A 16,176-nucleotide genomic window follows, 5' to 3' on the forward strand; every position below is an offset into this window, starting at 1 on the left:
TGCCCGTTGGCGCTGTTGCATCCGTTGGGATGGTTGCTCTCCGCGTGCACGCTGCCGGGCTCGTTGTTCGTCTGTCGGCATGGCTTACACCCCCAGCAGTGGTTGCATCATCAGCGAGATGGATGTCCCAGCCTCCCCACCGCCACCGAGAGAGGATGCGACACTCGGGCCGAACATACCCAGCACGATCCCACCGACCAGCAGTGCGACGTAGATCAGCGCAGTCCGTTTGTCGCCGTCGAAACGCTCTGCGAGGCGTCCCCGGTCCTCCTGTTTCTTCATCTCCTCGGTCGCGCCCTGCGAGTGATACATCTCGTAGTGTTTCTCGAGGCTGACGACCATCCCGTCAGCATCGGGATTCGTATTCGCCCAGTTGACGTAGACGTCTTCGAACGGTTCTCCGTTCCACCGGCCAAGGGATTTTGCAGCTAATCCGGTCACGGAGTGGACGCCACCGTCAGCGCGAACTTGTGGCGTCGGTCCTTGCGCTGTCGGTGTTGGTCCCTGTTGTTTCGACTGCTTCTGTCGATTCAGTCGCTGGACGTAGACTGCGTCCTCGAGGTCAAGTTTCTCGGCAGTTCGAGCACCGACTGGATCAACCAGCGCGTGGTCGTCTGCAACGCCCCACATTACGCGAGACTGCCCAATGTGGTACGTCTGGAAGCCATCGGGAAGCGTCCACTCTTCACCGTTGTTGGTCTTGACCTTCCCTTCCTCCTTGTCGATCTCGGCTGGCCGGGGGATGACCTCTCGATCGCCGTAGATCGTGTTGACGATGACGTGGGCGTCAGTTTTCTTGAAGAGCGCCTGGAACCCCATCCGAATCATCTTCTGGTAGACTGAGGTCCGCCGCGGCATCTTCGAGAGCGGAACGAAGATGAGAGCGGTCAGGACCGAGCCGAGTGACGAGAGCACAAGCGACCAGGCCGTGTCGGCAACGCTTCCAACGTCGTCGGACTCATCGGTCGGTTCCGAATTCTGGTCGCGATTGCTTTTACTCTCGCTCCTGGACGGCTGGTTGCTCGAGGTCGTGCTTGAGTTCTCGAGTTGTTCGTCGACTTCATCAACAAGTGCTCGAGTCTCTTCGTCGAGATCTTCTCGGTTATGCGTATTTTTATCAGTCATCGTTATCCAAACACCCGTTTGTAGAACCGCTTGCCACTGCTCGAATCGCCTTCGTCACCGTGTTCGTGCTTTGTGACAGCCGTTGCCTCAGTCAGGCTCCGAAGCCCACGGTTTCCTTTCGCAAGGCTCTGCATACCGGATTTGACCGAGAGCGCTTCCCAGACCATCCGTTTTTGCTGTTCTGTGAATCCGGTTTTCACGTTCTCGTCGGTATTGTGAACGCCTTGTGCGATCGCGGCAACCGGACCCTTACAGAGTCGGCCGGGGTTGTGTTCGGCGATTATTTGCTCCGCTCGATTCTCGTTCAGCCAAAAATGCCGATGATGCTCTTCTTCTCCCTCGTTGGCGAGCATGTGGATTCGAGAGAGTTCCGGGCCGAGGATGTCCTCGATTTCCTCGAAGAACTCACTCGAGACTTCCGAATCACTCAGCTTATCGATGAACTCGGCTCGCTGCAGATGCTCGAATGAAGTCTTTGAGGCGGCTTGGCTGGCGTGCCGGCTCGCTGCTTGGTGAGCCTGCATCTCTTCCCGCCGTTTCTGTTCTTGTTCTGGATCGGGTTCGCTCATGGTGTGTATTCGTTGTCGTTAATCTCTGGATCAGTCGGGTAGAAACCGATAACCGCGCCTATTAGGGCAGCTATCGAGAGGATGGCCAGTCCGGCCATCACATATTGTGCCGCTCCAGCAGAGACGATGGTCGTAGGATCGGATCCTTCAGAGACAACCGCGATTGTGTCTCCAGAGACGGCCAAGAGCCCCCAGCAGCTCGAGGCGATCGCACTCGTGAATTCGATCGACTCCTCTTCGATGACGTAGAAGTACGTTGATCCACACGCAAGTGCGAACAAAGCGAGGTAGGCACCAGACCACATCAGTACCCACCTCCGCGACTGATCGATGTCATCGCCCAGATCGCTCCAACGACGACGAAGAGCGTGAGTCCGACAATCCAACTGTCAAAGATGGATAGGAGTTGCCCAACGTCCTGGGTGTCTTCAGTCTGGGTTTCGATGACGTAATCGACAGTAACGCCCTCTCCATCGAGGCCTTCGGTGAGGGTCACGATCCCCTCGCCGTCGAACTCGTAATCCTCTCCGTTGACCAACTCGGTCCCGCTGGAATCCGTGACGGTAATGGATTGGTTGTCGGTCACGTCCTCAGCATGCTCGAGGGGAACCGTCTCGTTGACCGCGAGCGTAATCGACTCGCCCTCGATCTGCTGTTCCTGCGCTGCATCCTCAAATCCGATACCGACGGCTGGGAGAAGCAATGCTAACGTCACGAATACGATCAGTATGGTCCAGGGGGATCCCTTCATGGTTTATATAGGTCTGCTGGCTGGTGAGCACACGAAAAACACGGACAAGGTGTGGCCTATCTTGGTATCACCGCCCTCCTCCGAAGCCACTGGAGCCGAAGAACCGCATGATCGCCTGCGCGGCGATCACCAGCAAGGCGAGCACGAGAAGTCCGAGGGCTGCGACACCAATCGTCTCGAGATCCGTGACGACCGAACTAAATGGCCCATCCGAAACAGTGATCGAGCCATAGATCTCGTTGAGGATGTAGACGATAAGCAGGATCATGACCAGTGCGCCGCCGATCATTCGCACTTCGGCCATGATGGGCATCGTATCGGCTAATTTTTCCTGTGCGTTCGAAGCACTGGCCTTTGCATCATCGTACCGTTCGTTGAACGTTTGTGTATCAATCATGTTACCGTCCTCCGCCGAATCCGCTTGACCCAAAGAAGCGCATAATCGCTTGCGCGGCGATCACCAGCAGTGCGAGCACGAGAAGCCCAAGGGCTGCAACACCGATCGTCTCGAGGTCGCCTACGATTGAGCCGAATGGGCCGGTATAATTCCCATCTGTATCGGTCTCGAACTGAATCGAGTTGTAGACCTCGTTGAGAATGTAGACGATGAGCAGGATCATGACCAGCGCGCCGCCGATCATTCGCACCTCGGCCATGATTGGCATCCGATCTGTTAGGCGATCGGCTTCACGTTCTGCAGCGCCAACTCTGACCGTGGCACGGTCTCGTGACCGCGCAAGTTTGGTTTGGATTCGGTTAGTGAACTGTTGTATGCCGAAGGGCATGCGATCCGCTATATGAGCCGGTTATATCATATTTCGCACCAGTGGCCACTAATCTGGCCACTCAACTGGCCACAAGCGTGGCCACTTAAGCCGCTGTATATGTACGGTTGCACTAGATATCGACAATGAGTGTGACCGAAACTGAACAAATACTGGAGGCCGCGCAAAACTTCGAGCAACGAGAAGTGATCGGTCTGGGCGAGTACACGGTCAATTCGAACGGGCGTGGGTCCGAGACTAAGAAAATGGTCTTAGCGCAGACCTATGTCAGTTGGCACGGCCTCTCATCGGAATCGAAAGTCAGGACGTGGATTGACAGCAAAACCGGCGCGCTAATCGTTCTCCCAAAAGACAATGACTGAGGAAGACTTTGAGCCACGGGCGTACTCGCAGACGCTCAACGAATCGATCGAGCGGATGCATCGGGCGAGGTCGGAACTGAATCAGGCACGTCTCACGAACGGGACTGTCCCGCTCGAGGCGCACGTCCGCTTCGAGGAGACCGTGCTAACTCTCTATTACGAACTGCGGCCGTATGCTCGCCAAGATAATCGGACAAAATCCGACTGGGAGGAGAACAAACTCGATCAACTCCCAGAGATCTGTGGGCGACTCGACCGAAGTGAGAGCGTGAAAACCTCTGGTGGGATGATCCGTGCATCGTCATCTGTCTCGGTCTCTCACGCAGATGTCGATAATCTTCTCAGTGTTAGTGAGACGATGGACGAGATCTCTCACGAACTCGGATTCACAGCTGCAGTCGAGACGGAGACTCCAACCAACGAAGCGACTATGTCCGATCTGAGAGGGCTACTTACCGAGCGAGGACAGTACGAAGCGCTCGAGAACCTTCCAGAAGCCCCGGAGGGGGATGAATAATGTCGTCTGCTGCAGTCCAACACGCGTTCTGGGAAACCGGGATCGATGTCGAGAACGTTTCGACGAGTCCCGAGGGCGAGCGGCCTATCACGACCGATCCCGATCACGAGATCCCCGTTGACAAATCTTTCTCTGGTCCGTTCTTCCAGGAGATCGGTAAACGGAAACTCGAGGGTCGGGACGCGAAGACACTTGTCACGGCTGATCACGCCCAGACCGGCGTTGGCAAATCGAACTGTTGTGACTGTCTGGGCTATATCTGTGACACGACCGACAGTGGCTTTTCGAAAGAGAAGATCGCGATCGACCCGCCTGAATTCTTTGGGCTCTACGGAAAGGTCCCCGCCGAGTCCGCTGTTGTTCTCGAGGAGGGCGAACAACTCGATCCGCGACGGGCGATGAAGAACGAGAACGTCGATGCATCCCACACCTGGGCAAAGGAGCGAGTCCGGGAACTCATTGCATTCGTGAACCTGCCGAGTCCAGAGATGATCGATGGGCGGCTCGAGCTCCTGGCTGACTTCTGGATCAATATCGAGATCCGAGGCCGGGCTCGCATCTATCAGAAGAAGGTCCATCGGACCAAAGGCTACGTCTACTACGAGACGATGCAGGTCTTCGAGTGGCCAAATATGGACAAGTCTGAGACCTTCAAGATGATGGGTCGGCAGAAGCAGGACCACATCGACGATAAGGAGGAAGGAAGCAACTGGATACGAAAATCGAAGGTTGATGAGATGCTCGAGAAGCAACGCAAGGAGATCGAACGCGAAGAACGCGATACCTACATCAGGGCCTTAGTGAACGAGTGTGGCCTGCAGAAGAAGGATATCGCCCCAGCGTTCGACCTCTCTCCGCAACGAGTTGGCCAAATCGCACGAGAATAATGATTTTCGTGCTCACTCACAAAATCGCAGGAAGGGGTCGGGATTCGGCCGCGAAAATAATCAAAAGAGCACTATATGTATTAGTATACACGCATAGCAGTTTGAGAGGGTTGATTGGTTCCGCCACGGGGGTCGCGTGCGGGATCGATTCTGTTCTCTGTTCTGTTTTTGACTCTCGATCAGGGTCGTCGACGTCGAGATCGCGTCGACGATCGAGGCCAATTGAGGTGTCCTCGAGATGAGCCTGCTACACGAGCAGTATGAAGCAGACGGCGACCTCGTTCTCTTCCGCTGTTTGGAGTGTGGATACACGTCCCTCTCCCTCGGTGATACCCACGGCCATATCGAGAAACACCGCGGCTATACACGGTTTAAGATCCAGATTCCGTTCACAGAGACGGCGATGGCAAACGTTGATCAGCTGATGGAGTATACTGAAATCGTCCGAGTGACCGATACGGAGAAGGTCGCGCTCGATCAGCTCGAGGAGGCTGAGCCAAGTTCGAAAGGCGTGTTTGTTCGTCTAATAGACTATGTCCGATAGAGGGGTCAACGTGTACCTTCTCGGGTTTCTCGGCATTCCAGTGATACTCGTCGTCCCTGGTGTCGTCCGAAACTCGGGAACCATCGAACAGGATCCTAACCTTATCTCGATGGTTTGGTATCAACTCGAGGTCATCGGTAGTGCTGTCCCAGAGACGATAGCGTTCTATTACTCGATCGGCGGGTACGCCGCCGTCGTGATCGTTGTGATTCTGTTCTTTGTTTGGTCGTTCTTCTTTGCGCTGCCTATGCTTGATGGACCCAGGTTCAGGTAGCAGGAGTACATCGGCCTCCAACTTTTGAAGTAGTTGTAAGATAGAGAGAAATTCAATGACGGTAAATGCCCCTGAATTTGATCAAGAACTTTCGCACCACTCCGCGATCGAATTAGAGGGCTCTGACTCCGCAGTTTGTCATGCAATCATTTCGGCATATGATGAAGATCCAGATGGGGCGGTGCTAATGACAGAATGCGGGATTGGTCCTTTCGATCAATATGAGACCACTACTCGAATGGAATCGAATGCACGCATGTGCATGGATTGCTGGCCGAAAACAGTTCTTGATTCTCAAACAGAGTAGGACTCCACGTCCGAAATGGTGCCGGCAAGGGGGCTTTCGCGCGTAGCGCGAAACGACCCCGCATATGGTGCGGCGCGATCGGCCCGCGGACCCCGCCCTCGAGGGCTCGAGTCCAACCAGATTTGTCTAAGAAGTCGTGTTACTCAAGCTGGCTTGTAGAAAACGGCACCCAAAATAGTGTTACCACTACGGAGACTGACTCACCGATCCGCAACAGCGCCGACGAATCCGCTTTCGCTCCCGCCGCCGGGAGTCTTCCAGGACAATTGCGCACCGCGGAGCACGGTCGGATCGTTGCCCGACTTCGACCACTTCTCGAGAGCTTCCGCCGCGATCGTCGCGACGTGCTCGAAGCTGTCGGACTTCAACTGGGAGAGAATCGTATCGATCCGCATTCGCTTTGGATCCCCGCTATCGTCGAACTCAAGGTCAGCACCGTTCTCGGCAAGCCACTGTTGGAACGGCGACGACTCGGCGACGTGATCGGCGAGTCCCATCAAGTGCTGCATTCGATCGGCGTAGCTCCCGATCGCGTACTCAGCGCTCTCGACAAGCGCGCGCAATTCCTCGCGGTATTTTCGCGCGCGGAACGAGATATCGCCCTGATCCAGCTCGAGGATGTCGTCGAGATCTTCGATCGCGCGGTAGATCGTCGCGGGGTGCTTGCCCAGCTGGTCGACCAGGGCATCGATCGTCGAGCCGCCATCAGTCGCGACGGTCTCTGTGACCTCCCGCGAAGTCTCACCCATATCGCGCAGCGTCGTTAGCAACAGATGGTCCGACTTCGCCTCGAGGCGCGGCGTCGGATCCTCGTACAGTTCGACCGACTCGTCTCGCGCAACGGCGTCGAAATGGTCGTCCGCAATGTAGACGGCGTTTCCGTCGGGATTGAGCGGAATATCTTCCCAGTGGAGCGCGTTCAGTAGGTTTTCCTCGATTTGCTCGGTCACTTTGTGACGATCGTCCCACGCCCACGCCTCACCGTCGTTCATCGATTTGTTCACCAGCACCTCGACTTTCGGATGGTAGGATGGGTGATCCTTTGAGACTGCGTCCGGATCTTTCAGCTGATAGATCTCGAGTTTGCGCCCGAAGGTGTGGCCAGGAAGCAGTTTACTCGCCGACGTGGGATACAGAAAGAGCCGGTTCTGGTGGTTGATGACTTCCTCGTTGTCGATGTGCAACTCAGCTTTCACGCCCTTGAGATCGGATAGGTAGTGCGCGACTTTCTGGAGCACACCGGCTGACGAGAGTTTTTCCGCCCACTCGCGACGGATTCGAACGTAGCGTTCGTACGCCCACATTCGACTGGCTGAGTGCGGCTGTTCGCGGAAATAACTCGAGTGGATTCGTTCACCTGCATGTTCGAATATAGCAGCGTAGAACTCTGGCAGGAGCTCGAGGCCGCGCTCTGGCTCGATGTTACTTGTGTGGAATTCAACATCGACACCATCGACTTCGCCCACCTGATTCTCCCAGGGAAGATTTACCGGATCGCCGGTCTCCCAATGGCGCATATTCGGAAACCGCGGCGAGATATTGAACGATGCCTTCCGCTCACCGCGACCGCTGCCAATGATATCCCACTCATACAGCCTCTCGGCGTTGATTCCATCCGAGAGTCGTGGAGCAAAACCCGATTTCTGGTATTTGATGACCAGGTGCCAGGGCTCGCCGTCGATCTCGACATCCAGTTCGAGGTGACCCTCAAATGGCGGACCGAGCATAATCGACGAAAGCGCGTCGTAGGGGCCACGGCCCCAATCGGGCCACTTCCATCGCCCCTCCACTTCGTGAGGCGTCGTTTCGACCTGCGCCATCAGGCATCACCGGCGAAATCCGCCAGCGTCGCGTCGGCGTCGTCCTCCTGGTCGTCGACCTCGAGCGGGATCGTGGTCGGATCTGGATGGTGAACCAACTCGACGTCCTCCAGGTCGGCGACGATCGTCTCGGCGAGCAACCGTCGGTGACACCAGCGCGGATCCTTCTCCCAACACACGAGCCAGATATCACGCTCGCGAGCGCGATCGCGTAGTTCATCCACGACCACGGCCGGCCCCGTCCGTGCGATATGCGCGCGGTAGCGTTGCTCGTAGTCGACGGAATCCCAGGCGACAGCCGCCGGAATCGACTCGTCGTTCAGCTTCGCGGCCTTCTCGACGGTCTTGAACGCCTCGAGTAGCGGTTCGGGGGGTGCGACAGCCGGGATATTCCGGTCGACCAGCTGGTCGATAAAGTCTCGAGGGCGTCGAACGACACCGAATACATCGTCGTCGGCCGCTGGTTCGATCGACGACGACGGTGAGAGTCCGGTGAAGTACGTCGTTCGAACGGTCACGCCGGCGCACCTCCCTTCCGCTGAACGCTGTCTGGATCGAAGATTCGAGACCAACTGAACTGGACGTACTCTTCGCTTCGATCTGTTCCAGCGGAGCGCCAGCCGTCCGTTACTACATCGATGAGGTGATCGATCTGGGTCGCCGGAACGACCTTCATCGCGATCAACTCTCGATCGTGGGGTGCGCAAACTGCGAAGAGATAGACCCCCCCAGATTCGAGGAGCTTCTCGTGTTGCCCGCGACGTGGCTGAAACCGGCCCCGTCGCTGTCCCTTCCCGTAGACGACTGACACGCTCTTGATCTCGACTGGAGTGCCCGATTCGAGGACGACGATTCCGACGAATGGAAGACGCTCGCTGGGACCGATCACGCTCTCGCAAATAGCGTCGTAGTATTGAGACTCCGAGTCAGGAACGTAGCGGAGATCGTCGACGTGCTCGAGGACGACCGTCTCGGATCGATCACCTGCTTGCCTCGAAGCAGCGAGCCGGGACTGCTGTCCTGCTCGGCTCATTCTGAGTCACCCGCTACAGCTCGTGTTGAGCTTTCAGAGAGGTGGACTCGCTGTCCACAGAACGGACAAAATCGAGCGGCCGCCGTGAACGACTTCGAACAGGAGTCGCAGGTCTGCGAGTAGCTCACTGCGAACCACCGTCCTCCGACCGATCAGTATCCGTGTCTTGTGTGCAGTAGTTTCCAAGGATCTTCTCGCCGAATCTACCCTCCGCCTCTCGTTTGACCAAGACGAAGGCACCACCATTCTCCTCAATCTCCCACCGATCCTTGTCGAAAGTCAGGACGGGAGACGACGAGAGGTCGATTACGTCAGGAGAGTTGGAAGCCGAGAGATGGGCCAGGAACCGACGGCAGTAGCCGTCTTTGCTGAGGTTCGTCAGGTCTTCCGTGCGCCCCGTGACGGGATTCTCTATCCGCTTCGGCGTCTCGACTACAGTTGTTCCGATGTCCGTCAGGACGCGGTCCTTCATCACCCCGTGGCGGTTCTCTCTTCGGACTACATCATCGCGTTCAGTACCGTCTGCACAGTGATCGCTCACCGTTCTTCACCCCCGTCGGTCGCGACTGCTCGAGACTGTATCGCGGATCGGACCTGAGACGGCAGATCCTCAAGAGTTGAATTGAACCGACCTGGGTCGTTCAACGGATCTGGAAGTGGTACGTGCTTCCCGGTTGCACTGCCGTCACTGAGCCGTTTGTTGGTGTCGCAGGTTGTGCAGCGATGCGCGCGATCGTCTTCGTCTCCGTAGACGCGACCGAACTGTGGGGTAACGTGGGAACCGCACTCGAGACAGCGCTGGTCGTTTCGTTGGGTATCCCAGCGCTGCATTATGTCCACCTCCGAGGGACAGAAACCTCTTTACGGAGAGTTAATATCTTGGTTTTTAGAGTAAGTTTAACGGAGGAATGGGGTCGGAGGGCCCGCAGTCCTGCATTTATCGATAACACCCTTCCTAAATGTAACTCATGAACAATTGAATACATGATTAGTCCTCGTCGTCGTTTTTGATGTCGAGTTTCTCCGTGATCGGGCGACGCCGATCGAGATCCTGTTCGTGATCCGGCTTATCGTAATAACGTCGGATGGTCTCAGGCGAAGCCGCAACTCGCCGAGCGACCTTCACGTAACTCAGACCATTATTCAACTGCCAAGTGATCGAACCCGTTCGCACCGCGTGGGGAGAACGGCTCGAGGGACACTTACTAACGTCAGACCGCTCCGTGAACTCGCAAGTCGGTCGACGGTTTCCATGTGGACACTCAACATCGAGACACGGAATCGTCGCGAGATAACTCCACCCGCGAATAGTCGCCTCCGAAGCACGTCCCTGAAGGGTCGTAAACAACGGCTTGCGCCCGTTCTCATCACGGATCTCCGTTCTCTCACGCGCGATATACAGGTCAAGAACCTCAGCTACGTCCTCCGAAACAACGACATTCCGCTCGTGTTCCGTTCCGTCTTTCAAGCGCGTTGGTGGCCGGTTCCGGAACTTCAGCGTCCTATCCGCCGGATTCCAGTCGTCGAGATCCAACGCACGAACACAGCTGATACGTGGCCCAACGTGCCACAGCACCTCCAGAAGGGCGTGCCTCGAAACCCCACAGTGACGGCGGGAATTCCGATAGAACTCGAGAAGCGAGCGCGCGTCTTGAGCTTCGAGGAGATCGTCGCTCGTTTCTTCATCCTTCGAGAGTTCCGGGATGTTGACCTTCTTCGGGAGCTCGTCGTCGTCGACGACGTCTATCGACACACAGAAATCGAGCAACTGCTTGAGTGCGACCAGCTGCCCTTTCAGCGTCGTCGGTGCGACATCGACATCCTCTCGATGTGCCCGGTATTCGTCCAGGAGCCAGCCATCAAGCTCTGCCATCGACTCAATCTCGTTCTGCTCAGCCCACTCGACAAACCGAGTCAGTCGGTTTCGATAACTTCGAACGGTGTTCTCCGTGTTCTCCGATTTTCGTCGGAGAAGAAACCGGTCGCGTGCCTCTCGCGGAGTGAGATCTCGATCTTTACTCATCGAGACCCCCCGGTTTGATCATTACCCGGCTCGCATTGCCGGTCGGCCTCAGCCTTCGAGAGCCGATCAACGATTTGGTGGAGCGTTCCAAACTTCTCGTCGTCGGAAAGATTTGTCCAGTCCTCAATTGTTCGCATCGCCATTCGACGCGCTTCGGTGACGTGCTCAGTATCGACATCAGACATAGACCACGCCTCAGGTAACCGACCAGGCAGGTCAACGTAGGACCCAATGGGCGTGCCGTCGGAGCGTTCGCATTTGCATTCGACACCGTAGTCAACGCCGCCATCCAGCGACACAAGGATCGGCGATTCACCACAATCCTCGCAGATCAACTGCGGGTTAGTACCGCTCGAGGACTTACCGCTCATCGTCACCGCGTCGATCTCGAGGGTCTCTTCGAGCGTGTCGATCACGCTCTGAATGTCCTCATCAGTGAACAGCGGGATACCGTCCACGAGCTCGCCGTTCTCGTTGAACTCGACAATCTCGACACCTTCAGTCTTATTCCAGACGCCGACGCCCCAGCCGTCGTGCTCTTCGTCGACGATGGTTACGAACTCGTTACCGTGCGCCCAGCCCTCAGCCCCATCGGAGGACTCGCCGTTCATTTCGAACCACCATCTGCGACCGCTTTTTGCGAATCTCGAGGATCCAACTGAACCCACTTGAGAGAGTTCCCACCGATCTCCGGCCGCGCCTGCGCAAGATTCGCGTCTCTGAGATCTTGCAAAGAGCGCTGCACGGTATGAGTGGACCAGCCCGTCTGAACCACGATCTCGTCGACGAACAGAGGATTCGATTCGGAGAGCGCCATCCAGATCTCCGCCCGACTGTTCGGGAACTGCAGGAGGGAAATCGGGACTTGTCCTGGCTCGCCGCTCATCGTTCATCACCGTCGTCGACGTAGAGGTCTTCGAGATCGCCCTGGTCCGCACCGTTTTCCTCGTCAGCGAGGCCCTCGGTGAACGTCTCCACTTCGTCACGGAACAGTCGAAAGAACTCGCGCGTGCTGTCTTCCGAACGCACCTGCGAATGCTGTTTCGTGATCGACGAGACCATCGACTCGAAAATCTGGTCTTCATCCTCGAGCACTTCGATCCCATCGGAGAGCCGCCGGTAGGCGAGCATCTTCTGGAAGCCGCGCGTGTTGACGACGCGCTCGATCTCCTCCTGGGAGAGTTCGTCGACGCCGATCATGCCCGCTCACCCACATTGTCGGCGACAGCGGTCGTCATCTCGCACGCGGCCGCCAAGCGCTCAACGCGCTGGATTAAGAGTCCACGACCGTCGTCGGACAGCGCATACTCGTTCGTGCGCTTGTCGAGTTCGGACTTCTCGACGAGTCCGAGTTCCACGAGCGTATCGAGGTTCGGGTAGAGACGCCCGTGAAGAACGTCGCCGTGCTGTGGCTCGAGCAGTTCCTTGATCGCAAGTCCGTACGGTGTCTCGTCGTCACGCTCGAGCCGGGCGATCGACTCGAGGCAATCACGCTGGAACCCGGTGAGGTTCCCCCACGTGGTGCCACCGTCGCAGAGAACGCGCTGATTAGTCGTAGCCGATTCCGCTGGTCGTTCGGGGCATTCAATACCCCGTGTGTCGTCGTCGTACATGGCTTGCGTACCATCTCTACGCGAGCCGCGCGGACCCGGTGTCCTTAGCACCGGACCGCATTTTCGGAGCGGACCTAACGGACAGTCAGGTCCACGTGGAACTCGCGCTGACCCATAGTCTACACTCAAGTGATATAAATGTACGGCTAACGTACCTCCAGAGAGTTTCAAAATCCGGAAAGGTATTAATAACATCCCTAATAGTACTTGACGACTCAGTTTCAAGAATCTATGTTGAGCATAGTTATAGGGATGAGAAAGCGTGCTGATTGGATGACAAGGTCGGACGATGAAATTCTCGAATTTCTTGCTAAGGAGGGCGCAGGCACCCCCAAGATGATCGGTGACGCAATTGGGAGTAATAGCAACTACATCGGGAGACGATGCCGAACCCTCGAATCGTATGGCCTCGTTAACCGTCCTTCGAGAGGATTCTACACACTTTCCGAGGAAGGAGAACAGTATCTCGAGGGAGAACTGGATGCGGCTCTTCTTAGCAGCGAGTAATCCATTCATGCTTCGATCCCCTCGAGCCCCAACCGCTGGAGCATTGGCTCGAGCCAGCTGGGAACCTCGTTGTCGATTCGCTTCCCGATCTCGTTGAGCGTGAGCACGAGTCCGGCAGTTTCCTCCTGGACTGCGAACACCCAGTGCCGCCCCTGATCGACACGCACATCGATCCGGCGTTTGTTTTTGACTCTCCCCTGTATCTCGATCTCGACTTCGCGGCCGTCCTCGAGTTCGGTTTTCAGCCGCGGTTCGTCGGGATTCGAGTTGCCAATCCTGACTGACATGGATCGACGAAGGAACGAGGACTGATTAAGAGTACACCGGCGATGGGCAGAAAGAGATCAAAACATCTCTACTGCCAAAATTCATACTCGAGAAAGGCTGTACTCCGATGGGCAAAAGATGGGCAGAAGTGGCAGAAGTCCTCAGATGTCGGAGACGGCGTAGGTTGTCCCGCGACTGGTCCCTGTTGACGTGATCAGGTCGTATTTGTTCTCCAGGGCACTCAGATACCGACCTCGCGTCGTATCTCCTCGTGGATTATGTGAGCGCTCTGGAGTCTCCGTCTCGACTGCAGCTGTGAATCCGAGTTCGTGAGAGATCTCGTCCATCGTCTCACTAACACTGAGAAGATTATCGACATCTGCGTGAGAGACCGAGACAGATGACGATGCACGGATCATCCCACCAGAGGTTTTCACGCTCTCACTTCGGTCGAGTCGCCCACAGATCTCTGGGAGTTGATCGAGTTTGTTCTCCTCCCAGTCGGATTTTGTCCGATTATCTTGGCGAGCATACGGCCGCAGTTCGTAATAGAGAGTTAGATACGAGAAAACTTGTACATGCAGCCAGTGGTTGACCGTGTCCAAGAGATATAACTTATCGTCTTTGATTTCACTGATTCAGAATCCGTCACGGATTTCAGAAGCTGCAGGTCTCCTGGTCGAAGATATTCGAAACGCGCCCTTATTGATCAACAAAAAGTACTACCAGCGAAAACACAGCTTCCCCGAGACTGATTTTCTGCAGGAAGACTGGGACAATTTAATTCTCCTCGATGCGTGCAGATACGATATTTTTCGTGAAGAAGCCAGTTTTGAGGACACTGAAATCGAGTCGCGGAGATCTCCGGCAAGTGCTAGCCTTGGTTTCATGAATCACCATTATATTGGGAAAGAACATCACGATACAGTATACGTGACCTCCAATCCTCATGTTGAAAGTATTCCTTCGGGAACCTTCCACCATATAGTTAATTTGCTTGGTTCTGACTGGGACGAAGACTCAGAAACCGTTTTGCCAAGTGTGGTAGTTGACAAGGCAATCGAAACAGCAGAACGATTCCCAAATAAACGACTCATAATACATTTTATGCAACCTCATTTCCCTTTTATTGGAGAGACTGGCGAAAAAATATCCTCTGGTTTTGGCCAAACACTAAGTGAAAGAGAGTCACCTCATCCATGGAAAGAGCAGATGTTGAACAGTAGATATAATAGAGAAACGCTGATTCAAGCATACCGAGAAAATCATCGTCTCGTAGTACCGCATGTGCGAAATCTCCTCCAGAGTATAGATGGGAAAAGTGTAATTACATCAGATCATGCCAATTTGATTGGCGAAAAAGGGTACCCTATTCCAATCCAGATGTATGGCCATCCAACCAGATTCCCACATCCAAATCTATTGACGGTTCCTTGGGTAGAAATAGAAGGTAATCGGCGAACAATACAATCTGAGCCCCCGATTCAGTATGAGCAGCTCGACGAAGGTACTGTTCAATCTCGATTGGAATCGCTCGGATACAGGTAACTCACTCATATCCAAAATCACTACTGATAAACTGCAGAACAAGTCAACTAGTTCTATGGAAGTCCTAGTTCTATCGAACCTATATCCAGATGAGGTCCGTCCTGCGTGTGGTGTGTTTGTTCAATATCAAGTCTCAAAACTTTCTCAACGAGGGCATGAGATAACTGTACTTTCTCCGCATCCGTATGTGCCACCAATACCGGGACTACCTGAGCAGTATCGCCGGTTGCATTCTCAAGTCCAATATGAAAGAAAGGAATCCGGCGTTCATGTGAAATATCCAAGGACACTATCTCTTCCTAATCCATGGACGCAACCGGTCACTGCACTTGTTTCTCGATTCCGTTCGAAGAATTGGGTACAGCAATTGGAGTCAAGCAACTGTGATCCAGATATAATCAATGTCCATGTTGCCCAACCCAATGGCTATGCTGCGTTAGCTATGCGCGAATATTTCGATGTACCTCTTGTAACGACTATCCATGGAGCAGACGTGAATCTACTTTATGATCAAGTAGTAAATCGCTATTTTATAAAAAAAAGTGCTTGAACAATCGGATGCGGTGGTTGTAAACAGCCAAACTCTGAAGAGTTCTATGCTGAAAAAATACGGAAATATAGAAAGAGTTCACGTAGTACCAAATGGAATTCCAATAGATGTTATAGATCGAAAGCAAAGTTCTCATTCCCCTCCTGAAATAGCAGATGATAAACAAACCATTATCGCAGTTGGAGACCTGATTGAAACAAAAGGGCACTGGGTAACAATTGAAGCTCTTCAACACGTTTCTGAAGATTTCCAATTTCTAGTCATTGGAAGTGGACAACAACAGTCAAAACTCGAGGCCAAAGCTGAGGATTTGGGTGTTACTGATATACAATTCCTTGGTGAGATTCCCAACAAAGAAGTGTTCAGGTATTTATGGAACTCCCAATTGTTTGTGCTACCTAGCTATAGGGAAGCATTTGGAATTGCCTACTTAGAAGCCATGGCTTGTGAGATTCCAGTCATTGCCTGTCAAGGAGAAGGACCTGCAGAATACATTGAACATGGAGAAAATGGTTTTTTAGCACAACAACAAGACCCATCAGATGTTAGAAGATATGTCAATAAATCACTTGAGTCTCCAGAATTACGGGATCGAATTGGATCTGCTGCACGTGCAACAGCGGTCAACTATACTTGGGATGAAAATGCAAAGCAAGTCGAACAGATTTACAAGTCAATAACATAACCGAATGGA

Annotated in this window: 25 protein-coding genes; 9 read left to right on the top strand and 16 right to left on the bottom strand. The window is 54.5% G+C overall.

From position 1 onward, the window contains the following. Nucleotides 1-84: 84 nt before the first annotated feature. From EL22_RS15015 to EL22_RS15040, 6 genes are all read right to left on the bottom strand, one after another. A complete protein-coding gene (locus tag EL22_RS15015; protein ID WP_050052229.1) occupies nt 85-1,125 on the bottom strand; it encodes a hypothetical protein in 1,041 nt (346 codons plus the stop codon). 2 nt (nt 1,126-1,127) lie between these two features. After that, nucleotides 1,128-1,694 (bottom strand): hypothetical protein, encoded by a 567-nt coding sequence (locus EL22_RS15020; RefSeq protein ID WP_050052230.1) that lies wholly within the window; start codon nt 1,692-1,694, stop codon nt 1,128-1,130. Continuing rightward, complete coding sequence (locus EL22_RS15025; RefSeq protein WP_050052231.1) at nt 1,691-1,999, bottom strand: hypothetical protein; 309 nt, start codon at nt 1,997-1,999, stop codon at nt 1,691-1,693. Before EL22_RS15025 ends, EL22_RS15020 begins: the two co-directional genes overlap by 4 nt. Beyond that, nucleotides 1,999-2,397, bottom strand: coding sequence for a hypothetical protein (locus EL22_RS15030; protein WP_050052232.1), 399 nt, complete (start codon nt 2,395-2,397; stop codon nt 1,999-2,001). The genes EL22_RS15025 and EL22_RS15030 overlap by 1 nt, the downstream gene beginning before the upstream one ends. Nucleotides 2,398-2,512: 115 nt before the next feature. Continuing rightward, nucleotides 2,513-2,842, bottom strand: coding sequence for a hypothetical protein (locus EL22_RS15035; RefSeq protein WP_050052233.1), 330 nt, complete (start codon nt 2,840-2,842; stop codon nt 2,513-2,515). A gap of 1 nt (nt 2,843) precedes the next feature. Beyond that, nucleotides 2,844-3,101 carry a hypothetical protein gene (locus EL22_RS15040; protein WP_050052234.1) on the bottom strand — a complete coding sequence of 86 codons (258 nt, stop codon included), beginning with the start codon at nt 3,099-3,101 and terminating at the stop codon, nt 2,844-2,846. Between the two features lie 260 nt (nt 3,102-3,361). On the opposite strand from EL22_RS15040, the gene EL22_RS15045 reads away from it, so the two are divergent. The 5 genes from EL22_RS15045 to EL22_RS15065 all read left to right on the top strand — a co-directional run bounded on the left by EL22_RS15045 (nt 3,362) and on the right by EL22_RS15065 (nt 5,814). Continuing rightward, nucleotides 3,362-3,592 carry a hypothetical protein gene (locus EL22_RS15045; RefSeq protein ID WP_156184200.1) on the top strand — a complete coding sequence of 77 codons (231 nt, stop codon included), beginning with the start codon at nt 3,362-3,364 and terminating at the stop codon, nt 3,590-3,592. Beyond that, complete coding sequence (locus tag EL22_RS15050) at nt 3,585-4,109, top strand: hypothetical protein (protein ID WP_050052236.1); 525 nt, start codon at nt 3,585-3,587, stop codon at nt 4,107-4,109. Before EL22_RS15045 ends, EL22_RS15050 begins: the two co-directional genes overlap by 8 nt. Continuing rightward, nucleotides 4,109-4,996, top strand: coding sequence for a hypothetical protein (locus EL22_RS15055; protein WP_050052237.1), 888 nt, complete (start codon nt 4,109-4,111; stop codon nt 4,994-4,996). The genes EL22_RS15050 and EL22_RS15055 overlap by 1 nt, the downstream gene beginning before the upstream one ends. Before the next feature lie 238 nt (nt 4,997-5,234). Further along, entirely contained in the window at nt 5,235-5,540 is a 306-nt protein-coding gene (locus EL22_RS15060; RefSeq protein ID WP_050052238.1) for a hypothetical protein, read from the top strand. After that, nucleotides 5,530-5,814, top strand: a complete 285-nt coding sequence (locus EL22_RS15065; protein ID WP_050052239.1) for a hypothetical protein — start codon at nt 5,530-5,532, stop codon at nt 5,812-5,814. The genes EL22_RS15060 and EL22_RS15065 overlap by 11 nt, the downstream gene beginning before the upstream one ends. Nucleotides 5,815-6,321: 507 nt before the next feature. Here EL22_RS15065 and EL22_RS15070 read toward each other — a convergent pair. The 9 genes from EL22_RS15070 to EL22_RS15115 form a co-directional block, all read right to left on the bottom strand. Beyond that, entirely contained in the window at nt 6,322-7,941 is a 1,620-nt protein-coding gene (locus tag EL22_RS15070; RefSeq protein WP_050052240.1) for a hypothetical protein, read from the bottom strand. Next, nucleotides 7,941-8,459 (bottom strand): DUF488 family protein, encoded by a 519-nt coding sequence (locus tag EL22_RS15075; RefSeq protein ID WP_050052241.1) that lies wholly within the window; start codon nt 8,457-8,459, stop codon nt 7,941-7,943. Before EL22_RS15075 ends, EL22_RS15070 begins: the two co-directional genes overlap by 1 nt. Continuing rightward, the gene (locus EL22_RS15080; protein ID WP_050052242.1) at nt 8,456-8,974 is read right to left on the bottom strand and encodes a hypothetical protein; all 519 of its coding nucleotides are present in this window, start codon (nt 8,972-8,974) and stop codon (nt 8,456-8,458) included. Before EL22_RS15080 ends, EL22_RS15075 begins: the two co-directional genes overlap by 4 nt. Before the next feature lie 124 nt (nt 8,975-9,098). Further along, nucleotides 9,099-9,446, bottom strand: coding sequence for a hypothetical protein (locus tag EL22_RS15085; RefSeq protein ID WP_050052243.1), 348 nt, complete (start codon nt 9,444-9,446; stop codon nt 9,099-9,101). Between the two features lie 516 nt (nt 9,447-9,962). Then, nucleotides 9,963-10,997 (bottom strand): site-specific integrase, encoded by a 1,035-nt coding sequence (locus tag EL22_RS15095; RefSeq protein WP_050052245.1) that lies wholly within the window; start codon nt 10,995-10,997, stop codon nt 9,963-9,965. Then, nucleotides 10,994-11,608 carry a hypothetical protein gene (locus EL22_RS15100; RefSeq protein WP_050052246.1) on the bottom strand — a complete coding sequence of 205 codons (615 nt, stop codon included), beginning with the start codon at nt 11,606-11,608 and terminating at the stop codon, nt 10,994-10,996. Before EL22_RS15100 ends, EL22_RS15095 begins: the two co-directional genes overlap by 4 nt. Continuing rightward, nucleotides 11,605-11,883 carry an ArsR family transcriptional regulator gene (locus tag EL22_RS15105; RefSeq protein ID WP_050052247.1) on the bottom strand — a complete coding sequence of 93 codons (279 nt, stop codon included), beginning with the start codon at nt 11,881-11,883 and terminating at the stop codon, nt 11,605-11,607. Before EL22_RS15105 ends, EL22_RS15100 begins: the two co-directional genes overlap by 4 nt. Next, entirely contained in the window at nt 11,880-12,197 is a 318-nt protein-coding gene (locus EL22_RS15110) for a hypothetical protein (RefSeq protein WP_050052248.1), read from the bottom strand. Before EL22_RS15110 ends, EL22_RS15105 begins: the two co-directional genes overlap by 4 nt. Beyond that, nucleotides 12,194-12,610, bottom strand: coding sequence for a helix-turn-helix transcriptional regulator (locus EL22_RS15115; RefSeq protein ID WP_082146843.1), 417 nt, complete (start codon nt 12,608-12,610; stop codon nt 12,194-12,196). Before EL22_RS15115 ends, EL22_RS15110 begins: the two co-directional genes overlap by 4 nt. A 273-nt stretch (nt 12,611-12,883) precedes the next feature. Between EL22_RS15115 and EL22_RS15120 the strand changes: the two genes are divergently transcribed. Continuing rightward, nucleotides 12,884-13,117: a hypothetical protein gene (locus EL22_RS15120; protein WP_231588003.1), complete on the top strand. Its 234-nt coding sequence runs from the start codon at nt 12,884-12,886 to the stop codon at nt 13,115-13,117. Between the two features lie 5 nt (nt 13,118-13,122). Here EL22_RS15120 and EL22_RS15125 read toward each other — a convergent pair whose 3' ends face one another. Beyond that, entirely contained in the window at nt 13,123-13,404 is a 282-nt protein-coding gene (locus EL22_RS15125) for a hypothetical protein (RefSeq protein ID WP_050052249.1), read from the bottom strand. 604 nt (nt 13,405-14,008) lie between these two features. Here EL22_RS15125 and EL22_RS17565 point away from each other — a divergent pair. From EL22_RS17565 to EL22_RS16640, 3 genes are read left to right on the top strand one after another with little or no spacing between them, the layout of a single operon-like run. Beyond that, entirely contained in the window at nt 14,009-14,932 is a 924-nt protein-coding gene (locus EL22_RS17565; RefSeq protein WP_156184201.1) for a hypothetical protein, read from the top strand. Nucleotides 14,933-14,987: 55 nt separating this feature from the next. After that, complete coding sequence (locus tag EL22_RS19465; protein WP_197075951.1) at nt 14,988-15,482, top strand: glycosyltransferase; 495 nt, start codon at nt 14,988-14,990, stop codon at nt 15,480-15,482. Next, the gene (locus EL22_RS16640; protein WP_082146845.1) at nt 15,475-16,167 is read left to right on the top strand and encodes a glycosyltransferase family 4 protein; all 693 of its coding nucleotides are present in this window, start codon (nt 15,475-15,477) and stop codon (nt 16,165-16,167) included. The genes EL22_RS19465 and EL22_RS16640 overlap by 8 nt, the downstream gene beginning before the upstream one ends. Nucleotides 16,168-16,176: the final 9 nt, after the last annotated feature.

Origin of the sequence: Halostagnicola sp. A56 (genome assembly GCF_000691505.1) — an archaeon.
In the GTDB taxonomy this organism is placed as follows: Archaea; Halobacteriota; Halobacteria; order Halobacteriales; family Natrialbaceae; genus Halostagnicola.

Excerpts from the sequence above, each read along its gene's own strand:
- EL22_RS15015 (WP_050052229.1), bottom strand. The coding sequence starts at position 1,125 with ATGACTGATAAAAATACGCATAACCGAGAAGATCTCGACGAAGAGACT.
- EL22_RS15105 (WP_050052247.1), bottom strand. The coding sequence starts at position 11,883 with ATGAGCGGCGAGCCAGGACAAGTCCCGATTTCCCTCCTGCAGTTCCCG.
- EL22_RS15095 (WP_050052245.1), bottom strand. The coding sequence starts at position 10,997 with ATGAGTAAAGATCGAGATCTCACTCCGCGAGAGGCACGCGACCGGTTT.
- EL22_RS15085 (WP_050052243.1), bottom strand. The coding sequence starts at position 9,446 with ATGAAGGACCGCGTCCTGACGGACATCGGAACAACTGTAGTCGAGACG.
- EL22_RS15115 (WP_082146843.1), bottom strand. The coding sequence starts at position 12,610 with ATGTACGACGACGACACACGGGGTATTGAATGCCCCGAACGACCAGCG.
- EL22_RS15070 (WP_050052240.1), bottom strand. The coding sequence starts at position 7,941 with ATGGCGCAGGTCGAAACGACGCCTCACGAAGTGGAGGGGCGATGGAAG.
- EL22_RS15025 (WP_050052231.1), bottom strand. The coding sequence starts at position 1,999 with ATGTGGTCTGGTGCCTACCTCGCTTTGTTCGCACTTGCGTGTGGATCA.
- EL22_RS15125 (WP_050052249.1), bottom strand. The coding sequence starts at position 13,404 with ATGTCAGTCAGGATTGGCAACTCGAATCCCGACGAACCGCGGCTGAAA.
- EL22_RS15100 (WP_050052246.1), bottom strand. The coding sequence starts at position 11,608 with ATGAACGGCGAGTCCTCCGATGGGGCTGAGGGCTGGGCGCACGGTAAC.
- EL22_RS15110 (WP_050052248.1), bottom strand. The coding sequence starts at position 12,197 with ATGATCGGCGTCGACGAACTCTCCCAGGAGGAGATCGAGCGCGTCGTC.
- EL22_RS15060 (WP_050052238.1), top strand. The coding sequence starts at position 5,235 with ATGAGCCTGCTACACGAGCAGTATGAAGCAGACGGCGACCTCGTTCTC.
- EL22_RS15040 (WP_050052234.1), bottom strand. The coding sequence starts at position 3,101 with ATGGCCGAGGTGCGAATGATCGGCGGCGCGCTGGTCATGATCCTGCTC.
- EL22_RS15055 (WP_050052237.1), top strand. The coding sequence starts at position 4,109 with ATGTCGTCTGCTGCAGTCCAACACGCGTTCTGGGAAACCGGGATCGAT.
- EL22_RS15020 (WP_050052230.1), bottom strand. The coding sequence starts at position 1,694 with ATGAGCGAACCCGATCCAGAACAAGAACAGAAACGGCGGGAAGAGATG.
- EL22_RS15065 (WP_050052239.1), top strand. The coding sequence starts at position 5,530 with ATGTCCGATAGAGGGGTCAACGTGTACCTTCTCGGGTTTCTCGGCATT.
- EL22_RS15050 (WP_050052236.1), top strand. The coding sequence starts at position 3,585 with ATGACTGAGGAAGACTTTGAGCCACGGGCGTACTCGCAGACGCTCAAC.
- EL22_RS15120 (WP_231588003.1), top strand. The coding sequence starts at position 12,884 with ATGACAAGGTCGGACGATGAAATTCTCGAATTTCTTGCTAAGGAGGGC.
- EL22_RS19465 (WP_197075951.1), top strand. The coding sequence starts at position 14,988 with ATGGAAGTCCTAGTTCTATCGAACCTATATCCAGATGAGGTCCGTCCT.
- EL22_RS15035 (WP_050052233.1), bottom strand. The coding sequence starts at position 2,842 with ATGATTGATACACAAACGTTCAACGAACGGTACGATGATGCAAAGGCC.
- EL22_RS15080 (WP_050052242.1), bottom strand. The coding sequence starts at position 8,974 with ATGAGCCGAGCAGGACAGCAGTCCCGGCTCGCTGCTTCGAGGCAAGCA.